Annotated in this window: 12 protein-coding genes; 7 read left to right on the plus strand and 5 right to left on the minus strand. The window is 62.9% G+C overall.

What is annotated here, in order from left to right:
* Positions 1-18: 18 nt before the first annotated feature.
* From ETC27_RS14815 to ETC27_RS14830, 4 genes are all read left to right on the plus strand, one after another.
* Complete coding sequence (locus ETC27_RS14815) at positions 19-1,896, plus strand: protein kinase domain-containing protein (RefSeq protein ID WP_136255780.1); 1,878 nt, start codon at positions 19-21, stop codon at positions 1,894-1,896.
* A gap of 164 nt (positions 1,897-2,060) precedes the next feature.
* On the plus strand, positions 2,061-5,753 hold the full coding sequence (locus tag ETC27_RS14820) for an ATP-binding protein (protein WP_136255781.1): 3,693 nt from the start codon (positions 2,061-2,063) through the stop codon (positions 5,751-5,753).
* On the plus strand, positions 5,750-6,376 hold the full coding sequence (locus ETC27_RS14825; RefSeq protein WP_136255782.1) for a condensin complex protein MksE: 627 nt from the start codon (positions 5,750-5,752) through the stop codon (positions 6,374-6,376). Before ETC27_RS14820 ends, ETC27_RS14825 begins: the two co-directional genes overlap by 4 nt.
* Positions 6,373-7,626 (plus strand): DUF445 domain-containing protein, encoded by a 1,254-nt coding sequence (locus ETC27_RS14830; RefSeq protein ID WP_136255783.1) that lies wholly within the window; start codon positions 6,373-6,375, stop codon positions 7,624-7,626. Before ETC27_RS14825 ends, ETC27_RS14830 begins: the two co-directional genes overlap by 4 nt.
* A 202-nt stretch (positions 7,627-7,828) precedes the next feature.
* Here ETC27_RS14830 and ETC27_RS14835 read toward each other — a convergent pair whose 3' ends face one another.
* The 4 genes from ETC27_RS14835 to ETC27_RS14850 all read right to left on the minus strand — a co-directional run bounded on the left by ETC27_RS14835 (position 7,829) and on the right by ETC27_RS14850 (position 11,351).
* Positions 7,829-8,368 carry a winged helix DNA-binding protein gene (locus ETC27_RS14835; protein WP_136255784.1) on the minus strand — a complete coding sequence of 180 codons (540 nt, stop codon included), beginning with the start codon at positions 8,366-8,368 and terminating at the stop codon, positions 7,829-7,831.
* A gap of 13 nt (positions 8,369-8,381) precedes the next feature.
* The gene (locus ETC27_RS14840; protein WP_136255785.1) at positions 8,382-9,680 is read right to left on the minus strand and encodes a TRAP transporter large permease; all 1,299 of its coding nucleotides are present in this window, start codon (positions 9,678-9,680) and stop codon (positions 8,382-8,384) included.
* Between the two features lie 16 nt (positions 9,681-9,696).
* A complete protein-coding gene (locus tag ETC27_RS14845) occupies positions 9,697-10,248 on the minus strand; it encodes a TRAP transporter small permease (protein ID WP_136255786.1) in 552 nt (183 codons plus the stop codon).
* Between the two features lie 104 nt (positions 10,249-10,352).
* Positions 10,353-11,351, minus strand: a complete 999-nt coding sequence (locus ETC27_RS14850) for a TRAP transporter substrate-binding protein (RefSeq protein ID WP_136255787.1) — start codon at positions 11,349-11,351, stop codon at positions 10,353-10,355.
* Positions 11,352-11,568: 217 nt separating this feature from the next.
* Here ETC27_RS14850 and ETC27_RS14855 point away from each other — a divergent pair, with 217 nt between their 5' ends.
* The 3 genes from ETC27_RS14855 to ETC27_RS14865 are packed head-to-tail and all read left to right on the plus strand — an operon-like array spanning position 11,569 to position 13,984.
* Positions 11,569-12,324: a 5-oxoprolinase subunit PxpA gene (locus ETC27_RS14855; RefSeq protein ID WP_136255788.1), complete on the plus strand. Its 756-nt coding sequence runs from the start codon at positions 11,569-11,571 to the stop codon at positions 12,322-12,324.
* Complete coding sequence (gene pxpB / locus ETC27_RS14860; RefSeq protein WP_136255789.1) at positions 12,321-13,043, plus strand: 5-oxoprolinase subunit PxpB; 723 nt, start codon at positions 12,321-12,323, stop codon at positions 13,041-13,043. The genes ETC27_RS14855 and pxpB overlap by 4 nt, the downstream gene beginning before the upstream one ends.
* Positions 13,040-13,984 carry a 5-oxoprolinase subunit C family protein gene (locus ETC27_RS14865; protein WP_136255790.1) on the plus strand — a complete coding sequence of 315 codons (945 nt, stop codon included), beginning with the start codon at positions 13,040-13,042 and terminating at the stop codon, positions 13,982-13,984. Before pxpB ends, ETC27_RS14865 begins: the two co-directional genes overlap by 4 nt.
* Before the next feature lie 7 nt (positions 13,985-13,991).
* Here ETC27_RS14865 and csiR read toward each other — a convergent pair whose 3' ends face one another.
* Positions 13,992-14,726 carry a DNA-binding transcriptional regulator CsiR gene (gene csiR / locus ETC27_RS14870; protein ID WP_136255791.1) on the minus strand — a complete coding sequence of 245 codons (735 nt, stop codon included), beginning with the start codon at positions 14,724-14,726 and terminating at the stop codon, positions 13,992-13,994.
* Positions 14,727-14,744 lie beyond the last annotated feature (18 nt).

Here is a 14,744-nt window from a genome sequence, read left to right on the forward strand (position 1 = left end):
GGCTGACGGGATGAGTTCATGACGGCAACATCGCTCCAGCAGTTCTATATCCCGGAAGAGCAGTCGATCTATCTGCTCAGCCATGATGATGCCAAGAAGCTCAAGGACTGGGTCGCTCTCTGCCAGACCCAGCTCGAGCAACTCGGCTACCGAGACATCGCGCTGATCGGCAAGGGCGCCTACGGCTTCGTCTTCGCGGGGCGAGCAGGGCATCTCGATGGCGAGGTCGAGCACGTCTTCAAGTTCACTCGGATCACGCTTCCTCAGCAGCTGCAGGATCGGCTCGAGGAAGAGGCCTTTATGCTCGAGCAGGTCGATCACCCACGGGTGCCCCGGTTGATTGCCTATCAGCGGGTGCGTAACCAGTCGATCCTGGTCATGGAGCGAGCACCTGGCGAAAACCTTGAGGAGGTATCATTACGCCACGGGCGGCTGGCGCCCCGGCTGGTAGTGCGCATCGCCGCCCAGTTGGCGGATATCCTGGGCCATCTGCGCCAGGAGTCTGGGCGGCATAAGCCGCTGGTGCACGGCGACATCAAGCCCTCGAATCTGGTCTTCGATGCTGCCAACGAGCGCATCGCGTTGATCGACTGGGGCTCGTCGGTGTTCGCGCAGCTCGACGAGCGACTGCAGCACGTGGCCACTAACGTCATGGAGCTGATGTCCGATAACCTGCAGCAGACCAACGCCCGTCTGGGCGATGTCTATTTCATCGGTGAAGCGCAGCTCAGTGGCGCGCTTTCCTCGCCGCGTTTCGATGAGCAGGGCGCGGCCGGTACCCTCTATGCGTTGGCGTCGGGGCAGTCCTGTCGTTTCGGCCACCGGGCGATACCGGCGACGTCGCTTGGCCTGCCCATGGAATTTGCCCGCCTGCTCGACGCCATGCTCTCGCCGGACCCGGCACTGCGCCTGCAAGCCGGCGACTACTTCCTTGCCGAGATGCCGCGACTGGCACGCACCGTGATGATCGACCTCGACGAGCCTCCCGAGACGCCGCTGCTACCGGTATGGGTGCGTCCTGCCGAGCGGGAGATCGATACCGTGGTCTACAGCTCGCGCAAGGCCTTCCTGCGAGAGGAAGGGGCGCCGGAGCAGATGAGCGAAGTCAATGACATTCAGCTCGACCGCTATTACAAGAACTTCATGCAGGGCATGGGGGATACCGAGAAGGCCTTTCTGGCGGCGGTCAGCCGGCTTGGTCGCTATCCCGTGGTCGGCGGCCTGGCGATTCGCTGGGAAACCGACGGTATTTATGTCGATATCTCGCTCAACCTGCATGATCCCGAGTTGAAAGAAGCCTTCGTCAGCGCCGTCAACAACATGATTAATCTGGCGAGGGCCATCTACCGCCGTGGGATCTTCAAGAGCTGCCTGTTCAATGCGCGTGAGACCCTGCACGTCGACCGGCTGGGGCCGGATCGGCCTTTTATTCTCACCCCGGACATGCGCCTGCCTTACGAGGTCAGCGCGGTCCCCGAGCTCGAGGACCACACTAGGGTGCATTCCTATTTCGAGGATGGTCCCGACCCGGAAGAATTCCTGGTGCTGCCCGACGAGATCATCACTTCCCTGGAGGCTCTCAATGCCATCCACCATACCGGCATGATCATCTTCGAGGCGCTGCCCACCCACCTGAAAATTCATAGCTACTACCGGCTACTGGATCCCGAGCGTGAGGACGAGTTTCGCAAGCGATTGGATGACATTTTGGCTGCAGTGGGGCTGATCGAGGGGCTTGGGGTGTCGGGCTTCATGAAGATGCCCTACAAGGACACCAAGTTCTTTGCCCACATCGAGCGCATGCCGGAGCGCTACTATCCCAAAAACCCCAAGGACTCTCCCAAGGACTCTCCCAAGCACCTTTCCAAGAACCCCAAGAACTCTTCGGCCTCATAAGGTCGTCTGCCAACCGCGCCCATCGCACTGGCCGTCTAAAGGCCCGACCGTGCTCGAGCCAGATGCCGATGAGACCGCTATCGGGATGCCTGTTCGGGCTACATCCAGGCGCCGCCTCTGGCAAGATAGGGGGTATGGATGTCAGTAATGAATAAGGACGAGGCATGGCCCATCTTTTACGCATCGTGATGATTCACGGCCACCTTGATGGTGTGGTCGAGCTGAACGTCGATGGTCACACCAATATTTGCGGGACCAACGCCTCGGGCAAGACCACCCTGCAGCGCCTGGTGCCGGTGTTTTACGGCGAACTGCCCAACAAGGTAGTGCCCAAGACGCGCATGAAGTTCGATGCCTTCTATCTGCCGCATCGCAACAGCTACCTGGTATATGAGTATCGACGCGAGGCGGGCAATGTCTGCCAGGCCGTGTTGACGCGCAAGAGCGATGGCGGCGTCGAATATCGCTTCGTGGGTGCGCCTTATCGCCCACAAGACTATCTGGTGGAGAGCGAGGCCGGTGTGGCAGCCCTCGATTACAGTCAGTGGGCAAGCGAATTGCGCCGCAATGGGGTGAGCGTATCGGCCAAGCTGGGCGCTACCTCCGAATACCGCTCGGTGATCCAGAATGATTTCACCCAGCTGCATGGCAACAGTCGTGATGGCCTCAAGCTACGCCAGATAGCCGCTCAGTTCAGCTTGGTGAAGCCCGAGCATCGCATTCGCCACATGGAGAAGTTGATCTCGGCAGTGCATGCCAAAGAGGGCAAGATGGATACCCTCAAGACCATGCTGGCGGCGATCTTCGAGGAAGATGGCGTCGAACTGCCGGTGACCCGGATTCGCAATACCAAGGCCCGCGACTGGATCGCGCAGATGCGTCAGTCGATGCGCCTGGAGCCTATGCAGACGTTGGTGACGCGGCTTGGCGAGGTGGATCGCGATATCGCTGACCTGGAAGCCACACTATGGCAGCTCAAGCCGCAGTTGGAAGCCGACCGACATCGTGCCGAGCGCAGCCTGGCCGATAGCGATGAGCAGCTCGGCGTGCATCAGCGTGACTTCCAGGCCCGCGAGTGCGACTACGAACAGAGCCGGGATGCCCTTAACGACCGCCTCAGTGAGTTGAACAGCGAGCTTGAACGTACCCAAAACGAGCTGACCGACCTTCAGCGGCAGTACGAGCGTTTCGCCGAGGCGGATATGCCGGCCCTGGAGCGTGATCTGGAGGCCTTGCCCCAGTGGCGTGAGCAGTGCCAGCAGCTTCGCGAACACCTGAACCACATGCAGGAGGCCGTGCAGGCCAGCCAAGCGCAGTTGGATGGACGGCTGCGCGAGCTGGCCGATGTGCTGGCACGGCAGACAGAGGAAACCCAGGGGATCGTCGATGCGCTGGGCGATGAAAAAACCGCGAGTCGCGAGCAGCAGTGGGAGGCCGAGCGCAGCATCGAGTCGCGGTATCAGGACGCGCGTTCGACCCTCGACGACAGTTATCAGGCGCGTCTCGCCCAGGGTGTAGAGCGATTGGCCGAACTCAAGGCGCAGCTAGCATCCACCGCCCAGACCGCGGAAGAGGCCCAGGAGGCCGAACTGGCCCAGGCACGCCTGGATCAGGCGCAGAGCGATCGCAATGCAGCATCCGAGAGCCTGGATGGCGTGCGCCACGAGCACGATACCCTTAAGCGCGAACGTGACGCCGCCGAGCGTGAGCGCGAAGCGGCCAGACAGCGGCTATCGGAGGCCGAGCGCCACGGCTATGCGCTGCATCAGCAACGTGACCCGGCCCAAGGCAGCCTGCGACATTTCCTGCGCTACCACCGCCCCGGCTGGGAGCAGCAACTGGGCAAGGTGATTGCGCCCGAATTGCTCGAGCGTCGCGATTTATCGCCGCAACTCTCGGAGGAGGTGCAGGAAGCAGAACTGCGTGACCTTTTCGGTGTGACGCTGGATCTGGCGGCGATTGACCTGCCCGATTACGCCCAGGACGAAGCCAGCCTGATGGCCGCTATCGAGGCGGCCGAGGACACTCGACAGCGGGCGGAGGCCGAGCTCCAGTCAGCCGAGAAGCAGCTCAAGTCAGACCACGAGCGCGTTCGGGAGGCCGATAAGCGCCTGGGGCAGGGGCGGATCGCGCTCAGGCGCGCCGACGAGGAAGTGAAGTATGCGTTTGAGGCGCGCAGCCACCAGCAGGAAAGGCATGCCCGGCAGCAGAAAGAGCGTCGTCTGTCGGGTGAAGAAGCGCTAGCGGCTCAGGAGGCCGCTCAGCAGGCGTTGCGCGACGAAAAGCATGAGCAGCTTAAGGCATTGGCGGAATCTCACCAGGCGCAGCTTTTGGAGCTGAAGGCCGATGGGCAGAGCCGCCTGGATGGTCTGGACGAACAGATTCGCCAGCATAGGCAGCGGCTCGTTGACTTGAAGGAGGAACACCGGCGTCAACGCGAGGAACTTGAAGCCGCCTATGATCGTGAGCTGCAGGAGCAGGGCGTTGACCCCGTTACGCTGCGAGACACCCGCGCGCGATTGACAGCGCTCGATGAACGTATCCGGGCCACGGCTCGGCGTCGGGAAGAGCTCGACGCCTATACCCGCTTCATGCGTGTTGAGTGGGGCGAGCGCAAGCCACAGCTGGTCGACAAGGAAGCGGTGTTGTCGCGTGACCTCCAGGCGGTCAAGCGCGAACTCGAGCAATGCAGGCAGGATTTCCAGGCGGCCAAGTCGGCACATCAGGATACGATCAAGACACTCAAGGCCCAACGCGACTCACAGCAGCAGGTGATCGACGCCCTCAAACCGCTGCTGAGCCAATTGGACAGCCTGGGGCTTGGCGCCTCGACTCAGCCGATCAGCGAGGCGCCCGGCGACGTGCATGAACGCATGGAGCGGGCGCGACAAGCCCTGTCCAGTCGCAGTCATGAGCTGGATACCCTGCGCAAGGGCTGCGAGCAGGTGGAAAGCGAGTTGATCAAGGGTGCCAGCGCAGGCTTCGTCGAGACCCTCGACGCCGAGCGGGCCAAGCTTGTGGAAGATGATCCCGAGCAGGCCGGCAACCCTCGACGTCAGCTACCGCTACTGCGTGGCATGCTCCAGCTGCTGGAGGATCAGCAGCAGCAGTTGATCCAGGAGGGGCGCAACCTGGGCGATGACCTGGACAAGTTCTTCACCGTGTTCCGTGACCTCAATCGGCGCATCAGTGCCCAGAGTCGTCGTTTGTCCGAAGAGGTCGCCGACGATCTGCGCCTCGAGGGTATCAGCAAGGCCGAGGTGCGCATCCAGTCGACCATCGATGAGCTGGGTTTCTGGGAGCCGTTGAAGCTGTTTGCCGAGCACTTCAGGGCTTGGCGCGGTGACGGCCTGCCCAGCGATGACTATCTCAATGCGCTGGCTGATGTGGTGGACCTGCTGCGCAGCGATCAGCAATACAGCTTCGAGAGCCTGCTGCGCCTCGAGCTTTACTTGAACGAGGGTGGCAACGACTTGGTGATCAAGAACGATCGCCAGCTTCTGGAGTCATCTAGCCACGGCATGGCCTACCTGATCCTGTGCAAGTTTCTGCTTGCCTTCACTCGCTTGCTGCGTGGCCAGGCGGATATCGCCATTCACTGGCCCATCGATGAGATCGGTACCTTGGCCTATCACAATGTTGAAAAACTCTTCGATGCCTGCGACAGCAACCGCATCCATATCGTGGGCGCCTTTCCCAACCCCGAGTCGGACGTGCTGATGCTGTTCCATAACCGCTATCTGATCGATCGCGACGATAGCCGCGCCAACCGTCGTTGTCTGAAACGGATCGAACCGCGACTGAGTCGCCTGGCCGAGCGGCTGCAGGCCCGCGCTACCGAGGAGGTCGCAGGATGATCGAACATGGCCCATTGATCGAGCGCTTGTTGGCTGGCGATTTCGTCTGTGCGGTGAGCGACGAGAGCGCCTTTCGTCGCCTGCAGGACGAGCAGACCCGCGAGCAGCTCGATACCTACCTGCGACCGCTTAATCGGCGGCTGGCCGCCAACCCCGAAGGCAGCGTCTATTTCCTCGCCTGGCGAAACCTGAACGATGAGGCCCGGGAACAACTCTCCCAACAGTTGGGCGACACGCTTCACAGTCTCTTGCCCTTGCTTGAGTGGCTGCGGCTGGTGCAGGAAGCGCTGGGGCGTGACGCCCTGGTGGCGCCTGGCGATGTCCTCAAACCAGCTGAGTTCAGCGCCAAGTGTGAGGATAACCAAAGCCTTCGCGAGCGGCTGGAGAGGCTTGCCACCGATAGCTTCTTCGGCTCCCAGAGCGAGCAGCTAGACGCGCAGTTGAAGCAGGTCTTCAAGCGCCTTAAGGAGCATGGTTATCTGCTTCAGCCGCATGCCGACCGGCAGGTCTACCTGGTGACCGGCAAGGTCGATTATCTGATCGATCTGGTGCGTTTCATTCGTGACGAGGAGAACCTGCCCATCGACGAGGAGGCGCCGACGACTCAGGAGGCTCTGCTGTGAGCGAGGTTCACACCCTGGAAAGCCGACTGTTGGCCACCGGTACCGAACGGCTCGCGCTGCTGGGCAAGCACGCCGATGCACTGATGCAGGGCTATACCCGCGATGAGGTGCCGCTGGAGGCACTGACGGATGCAGCGCTGCGCAAGTTGCTCGCGGCTCGGATTCTGTGGCGCCCGGATGAGCAGAGCGGTGTGAAGCTGTCTCCCAAGGTTCGGGATCTGATCGCCGAGATGCTGGCCGACGAGACCCGGCGACACGTCAATGCCGATGTCGCCGAGACCCTGGAGCTTATCCGCAGCCTGGTGCAGAGCTACCGCGAGGCACGGAGTCGCGGTGAATACTGGCAGCAGGAGCAGCAGCTGTTGCGCCTGCGCCAGGAGTTGGACGATCTCAACGGTCGCTTCGCCGATGCCATCGATAGCCTCTGGCAGCGCCTCAACAGCGATTTTGGGTTCGTCAGTCGTTTGAACGACAAGATTCGCGAGAATCATCGCGCCCAAAAGCAGATCGAGCGCCTTCTGGATGGCCTGACGCTGATCGACTTCGACGAGCTGATCGATCTGGTCGGCAGCGATGGCACCCTGCGCAAGTTGTTGATCAGCCAGTTGCAGCAGCAACTCAGCCAACACTACACCAGCCTGCGGGAGGTGCAGCGACGCTTGACCGAGCTGATGGCACGCTTTCGTCAGCAGCAGTCGCAAAGTCGCCTGGTGGCCGGTATGGCCGCATTCCTGCGCGAGCACCCAGGCTTCGTGCCCGGCAACTATGCCCGTCGTAGCGAGGTCCCGGCACTGGTCAACCGTGCCACGCCCCTTGTTGCAGCGGCGGCGCCTGCGCTGGACCGTCACCAGGATACCGCTGTGCTCAGCGAGCTGATACGCCAACTACCGGTGCCGGTGCATTCGCCACAGACCGTGGAGGCCGCTCAACCCGCCGAGCAGCAGCAGGAATCCCTCGTCGCTGCGCGCCAGCAGGCCCTGAAGCAGGATGTCGAGCGCTTCTACCTTACGGTGGTCGACGAGGCGGATGCCGCCGGTGCCCCCGGAATCAGCGCCTTGGGCTATCTGCACGCCAGGGAGCTTGAATGGCAGGATGAGATTTGGCTGTTCCAGGTAATCGCCGAGTATCAAAGCCTGCCTCGCAGCGAGCAGCGTGCCTTCCGTCTTCATCAGGAAGAGAGTCAGGCCAGCAACTACAACCATGTGCGGCTGATCCATGACGTCACGCTCACGCTGGCGCTTTCCGCATGACGCTCTCCGGTGCGGCTCGTCGCGCTCTCAACGAAGTCGACCGCCGGCTGCGCGCACAGCCAACGCTGGATAAGCGGCGCGATGCCAAATGGGTCAAGGAGGTCGAGGCGTGTGGGCGTGTAGGGCATCGAAATGCGCCTGATAAATGTGACCAGCAGGTGAAGATGCAGGCCGGATGGCCTGCATCTTGTCAGGCTTGCTCCTAGAGCGAGGCCGCCGAGCGAGCCGCTTGGTCGTAGAGCCCCGACATGGCACGTAGTAGCCCGGCCATCTGGTGCATGTCCTCACGGCCGATGCCCAGCGACGACAGCGATTCCACCAGGCAGGCCTCGCGGATCTCGGCATAGCGCTGGCAGGCCGCACGTCCCTCGGCGGTGGTACGAAAAAGGGTTTCCTTGCCCTGTTTTTCGCCTGCTACCAAACCGTGTTTGCCCAGTTTCTTGAGCGCATAGGTGACGGTATGGGTGTCTTCCACGTTGAGCACCAGGCAGATATCCGCCTGGCGCTTGGCCCGCTCGCGGTGGTTGACGCTGTGCAGCACCAGCACGTCTAGCACGCCGAGCTCCGGGAACCCTGCCGCCGTCATGCAGCGCACCATCCAGCGGTTGAAGGCATGGCCGCAGATGTTCATGCCAAACTCAAACTCGGAGAGTTCCATGGCACTGCGTGACAGGTGCTCCGACGACACTATCGGTCCCAGGCGCCCCATGTCAGTGCGGGCGGTAGTGCGATCCTTGCTCATCAACGGTTCCTCATCAACGGTTCCCCATGGCCTCGGGCAGGTAGGTGACGATCTGCGGGAAAAGGGTGATCAGGATAACACCCAGCAGCATCAGGCCGAAGAAAGGCAGCGCCGCCCGGGCGATATGCAGAATGCTGCGGCCTGTCATGCCCTGCAGGACGAAGAGGTTGAAGCCGACCGGCGGGGTGATCTGCGACATTTCCACGACGATTACCAGGAAAATGCCGAACCAGATCAGGTCGATACCGGCGGCCTCGACCATCGGCAGCATGATCGAGGTGGTTAACACCACCACCGAGATGCCGTCGAGGAAGCAGCCCAGGATAATGAAGAACACCGTAAGCACGGCGAGCAGCATCATCGGGGAGAGCTCCAGGGTAGCGATCCAGGCGGCGAGATCACTGGGCAGGCCGGTGAAGCCCATGGCAGCGGTCAGGAAGGAGGCACCGGCGAGGATGAAGGCAATCATGGTCGAGGTCTTGATCGCGCCCAATAGTGCGTCCTTGAAGATGTTGCCGTTCATGGCGCCCTGCAGTTTTGCCAGCAGCAGAGACAGCACCACGCCGACGGCGGCGGCCTCGGTAGGCGAAGCGATGCCAGCATAGATCGAGCCGATCACGCCGACGATCAGTGAGAACAGCGGAATCAGGCGACGGGATGCCCGCAGCTTGTCACGGAAGCTGATTCGGGCATCGGCCGGCGGGACCTTGTCCGGGTAGCGCCAGGACCACAGCATCAGATAGCCGGCGAACAGCGTGATCAACATGATGCCCGGGAGTACGCCGGCCATGAACAGGCGGGCGATGGACTGGTCGGTGGCGACGGCAAAGACGATCAGGATGATCGAAGGTGGAATCAAAAGCCCCAGGGTCGCCGAACCGGCCAAGGTGCCGAGCACCAGGCGCTCATCGTAGCCGCGGCCAGTAAGCTCGGGAATCGACATCTTGCCCATGGTGGCACAGGTGGCCGCCGACGAGCCGGAAACGGCGGCGAACAAGCCACAGCCGATCACGTTGGTGTGCAGAAGGCGCCCTGGGATACGCTGCATCCAGGGTGAGAGACCGCTGAACATGTCCTCGGCGAGTCGTGAGCGAAACAGGATCTCGCCCATCCAGATAAACATTGGCAGGGCGGTCAGCTCCCAGCTGTGGCTGGCGCTCCAGATGTCGGAGGCCATCACGTCACCGGTGGGCACTGAGCTGAATTGGCTGATGGCGAGCCAGGCGAGCCCCATTAGCGAGAAGGCCACCCATACGCCGCTGCCAAGCAGCAGCAGCAGGGTGACAAGTAACAGAGTCATCATGACGAGCATGGGGAAATCTCCAGGGCTATTCGTGGCCGCTATCGTCGACCTGGAAGGTCGCGGGGCGCGTCAGGGCAATGACCAGGGTGGACACCCAGGCCTCGAGCAGTGCCAGGCAGAACAGCAGGGTGCCTGCCAGCATGACGCCCTGTGGAATCCACAGCGGGATCGGCACCAACCCATACGAGGTCTCGTTGAAGGCGATGCTGTCGGCCAGCAGGCGATACTCATAGAAGGCCAGATAGCTCGCCATCACGAGCGCAAGGCCCAGGCACCATAGTTCGATGAAGACCCTTACCCTGGGCGGCAGGTTGCCGATCAGCAGGGTCACGCGGATATGGCCGCCATTGACGAAGGTGTAGGCGAGCCCGAGGAAGCTGGCGCCCACCAGCAGGAAACCGGAGATATCGGAGAGGCCGGGAATGGCCAGCCCCAGGCTGTCGAAGCCCAGCTGTGCTGCGGCCATGTCGGTGAGTCGGCCGAGGATCTGGGCGGTGATGAGGGTGCAGATCAAGCACAGGCACAGGGCCGCGCCATAGGCCCCGATGTCATACAGCGGGCGGAGTCGAAATTGCATGGGGAAGTACCTATTGAAGTACCTGTAACAGTCTCTGGGCGAGGGGGAGGGCGTCGGCCGTGGCCGGCGCCTCGCTCAGGGTATCGGACGGTGTCGAGGGGGCCTTACTTGGCGTCGCGGTAGTTCTCGAGAATCTGCATGCCCTGAGGACCGGCGCGCTCGACCCACTCCTCGGTCATCATGCTGCCGATGTCCTCAAGAGACTTGGCCAGCTCCGGGGTGGGCTCGCTGACAGCGATGCCATTCTCCTCGAGGACCATCACGGCATCCTTGGTTTCCTGGCGGCTCATGTCCCAACCGCGCTGCTCGGCGGTCTCGGCTGCGTCCAGGACGGCCTGCTGGGTGGCTTCATCCAGACGTGAGAAGGCGCGTTCGCTGACGATCACCATGTTCTTGGGCAGCCACAGCTGGGCGTGGTTGTAGTGGCTCAGGAAGTCCCAGGCTTTGGAGTTGGCGCCGGTGGTCGGTGAGGTCACCATGGCATCGACGCGACCGGTGCTGAAGGCGGTGGGAATGTCGGGGTTGTTGACCTGGGTGGGCACCGCATTGGCCAGCCCCGCCAGTCGTTCGCTGGAGCTGTTGTAGACGCGCATCTTGAGGTTGCGCAGGTCACCGATCTTCTCGATGGGCTGCTGGGCATAGATGCCCTGGGGCGGCCAGGGCACGGCGAACAGCAGACGCAGGCCCTGTTTCTCGAGCTCCTCGCCGATGATCTCGCGTGAGGCTTCCCACAGCGACCAGGCGTCCTCGTAGTTGGCCGCCAGATAGGGCACCGAGTCGACCTCGAAGATCGGGTTCTCATTGGCCAGGCGCGACATGATCAGCTCCCCGGCGGGCACGATGCCCCGGCGCACCGAATTCTTGATCTCGGCATGGCCGATCAGTGAACCGTTGGAATGCACGGTGATGTCCAGCTCACCGTCGGTGGACTCGCGTACGTCATCGGCGAATTCACGAATGTTCACGGTATGGAAGGTGCGGTCACCGTAGGGAGTCGGCATGTCCCATTCGGTGGCAGCCTGGGCGCTGATGGCCAGCGGCAGGGTGGCAGCGGCAATACCGAGGGTGGCCAGGGTGGCACTGGCAAGGGTCTTCGACGTCATCAGAGGTGTCCTCGTTTTTTGTTGGACGATTATTAGGTCTGCCATAGCGAGCGTATTGTCCGCTACGTTGATCACGCTGGATTAAGGTACTTAGAGAAGACTAGGTGGCGAAAGGATGCCTAGTCAACGATATTTAGACTATTTGATAGTATTATGACTACGATTTATCTATAAATTATATGAAAACTGATCGTACAACCCGATGGGAGGTCAGCCGATGACCAGATTGCTGCTCAATGCGGATATGGGAGAAAGCTTCGGTCCCTGGAAGATGGGACTTGACCACGAGGTCATGCCGGTCGTCGATCTGGCCAACGTGGCCTGCGGCTTTCATGCCTCCGACCCCGATACCATCCGTGCCACGGTTCGCCTGGCCGCCGCTCATGGCGTGACGGTGGGGGCGCACCCGGCCTACCCTGACCTGGTTGGGTTCGGCCGGCGCGCGATGGCTTGCTCGAACGAGGAAGTCGAAAACCTGGTGCTCTATCAGATCGGCGCCCTGGCGGCGTTGTGTCGGGCCGAGGGCGCCCGCCTGGGCTACGTCAAGCCCCACGGCGCCCTCTACCACGCCATGATGCATGATTCCGAGACACTGACCGCGGTGATGCAGGCGGTGAAGGCCTTCGACCCTGATCTGCCGCTGATGGTGATGGCGACCCGGGATCCCGCGCCGGCACGCGCCCTGGCCGCCGAGCAGGGCGTCACTCTCTGGCTCGAGGCGTTCGCCGATCGAGCCTACGACGGCGAGGGTCGCCTGGTCAGTCGTCGGGAGCGTGGGGCGGTGCATCATGACCCCGAAACGATCGTCGATCAGGCACGGCGTATTGCCAGCGGCACCGCGCTGATAGCCAACGATGGCAGCGACCTGGTGCTTGAGGCCGATACACTATGCGTGCATGGCGACAATCCGGAGTCGATCGCCGCGGTCAAGGCCATCCGCCAGGCGCTCGACGAACTCGAGGGGGGCGCATGAAGCCGCCGCGGTTCGAGAATGCTGGCGTCGATGCCTGGCTGGTGCGGCTCTTCGATGACATCGACGAAGCCAACATGCCCTGGCTGATGGCGCTATGCCGTCGCTGCGAGGAGGCGTTCGGTCCGGCCTTGGTCGATCTGGTGCCGTCCTACACGACCCTGCTGGTCCAGTACGATCCGCTACGTTTGACGGCCGGGCAGGCGAGAGCACAACTGGCCGAGATTCTCGCCGACCTGCGCCCGGACGACGAGGCGGCGGCGGGCGAGGTCAAGGAACTGCCGGTCTGGTACGACGACAGCGTCGGGCCGGAACTCGCCCGGCTGGAGGCTGCGTCCGGCTTGTCTCGTGAGGCGCTGATCGAGGCCCATGCCGGGCACGAATACCGCGTCTTCGCCTTGGGCTTCGCGCCCGGGTTCGGCTTCATGGGCAGCGTCGATCCGCGCCTCGCGATGCCTCGGCTCGCCACGCCGCGCAAGCGCGTGCCCGCCGGTAGCGTGGCCGTGGCCGGGCGCCAGACCTCTGCTTACCCGAGGGTGTCGCCGGGGGGTTGGAACCTGATCGGGCGCACCCCGGTCACGCTGTTCGACAAGGGGCGCGAGGGGCTCAGTTACCTGCAGGTCGGCGACCGGGTGCGCTTCAAGACGATCGGCCGCGATGAATTCGAGCGTTTGGGAGGCGATACCACCCCGGTCGCACCGCTAGAGGAGGATCAACGATGAGTCAGCAGTCCGTGGGCGCCCTGCGCGTGGAGAAAGCCGGGCCGCTGGCGACCCTGCAGGATGCCGGGCGCTTCGGGGTGCGGCGGTTGGGCGTGACGCAGGGCGGGCCGGCTGACCTGCATGCCTTCGCCTGGGCCAATCAGCTGTTGGGCAACGCCTGGGGCGCGGCGGTGCTGGAAATCACGCTGGGCGGACTCTCGCTGGTCGCCGAGCAGGATACCTCGCTGGCGCTATGCGGGGCGGACATGGGCGCGACTCGCGCCGGTGAGCCCCTGGCTCCCTGGCAGGCCTTTACCCTGCGCCAAGGCGAAACCCTGACATTCGGCTCCCCTCAGGCCGGCGTGCGAGCCTATCTCGCCGTGCCCGGCGGCTTTCGTGGCGAGCCGGTGCTCGGTAGCCTCGCCTGTGTCGTCCGCGAAGGGCTGGGCGGTCATGACGGCGAGGGGCGTGCCCTGGTGGTCGGCGAGCGCTTGACGTTTTCTCTCGAGGCCCGGCCTGGCGAAGAGGCGTGCGCGGTGCCGGCACAGGAGCGCATCGACTATGGCCAGTCGCCCCGGCTGCCCCTGGTGCCTGGCGCTCAGATCGAGGACTTCACCGGGACGAGCTTGTTCCAGGCCTTCAACGATACCTGGCGCGTCGATGCGCGCGCCGATCGCATGGGCGTCAGGCTGACCGGCCCGGTGCTGCACTGCCATCGCCCCAGCATGATCTCCGAGGGCATCGCCCTGGGGGCCGTCCAGGTGCCGCCCGATGGTCAGCCGATCGCGCTGCTCAACGACCGCCAGACCATCGGCGGCTACCCGCGTCTGGGAACCCTGACGCCCCTGGCCTGCGCCCGGCTCGCCCAGTGCCAGCCCGGCCAGGAGGTCCACCTGGTGGCGGTGGCGCTGAGTGAGGCCCAGGAGGCCTATTGTCGGTTCCTGCGCCGCTTCCAATCCTGATACGCCATCAGACCAGATCGCGGGCCTGCATGATCTCGGTGATGATCGGTACCGGGGTCATCATGTGGTCCCGCACCATCTCGACGGCGTGGTCGGCCTGACGCGCCAGGATCGCATCGACCAGGGCCGCATGCTCCCGTCGTTTGGCAGTCAATGCCTGATCAGAAAACACTGTCTGGCAGAGCCAGAGATGGCGATAGCGTGCGGCCTGATCAAAAAGGCTCTCTCTGGCCATCAGCAATTGGCGAGAGCCACAGCCGGCGACCATAGCGCTATGAAAATCCTGGTGGCGGCGGTCCCAGACATCGAGCATTTCATCGCGACTATGCACTTCGGCCACTTTGCCCAGCGTATGGGCCTTGGCCAGTATATCGGCCTCCCAGGCATCGTCGCCGCGCTCGATGGCCAAGCGCACGAGCATGGCTTCAAGCTGGGCTCGTGCGTCATAGATATCGTTGAGTTCTTCGACCGACATCGGCGCCACGCGATAGCCGCGTTGGCTGATAGCCACCACCAGGTGCTCGGCTACCAGCTGTGACAACGCTTCGCGCAAGGGGCTGACGCCAAGCGCGTAACGCTCCTTGAGGCCACTCATCAAGAGTTTCTCACCCGGCTGGTAGACACCTCGAATGATGTCCTGCTTGAGCCAGGCATAGGCGCTGACGCCCATATTCTGGCGCGGCTCGCCTTGCTGGGGAGTACTCGGACGAGGAGCAATGTCCTTGTCGGTGGAGGGGGCCATAAGTGCTTTCCATCGCGA

Source organism: Onishia niordana (genome assembly GCF_004798965.1).
Taxonomy (GTDB): domain Bacteria; phylum Pseudomonadota; class Gammaproteobacteria; order Pseudomonadales; family Halomonadaceae; genus Onishia; species Onishia niordana.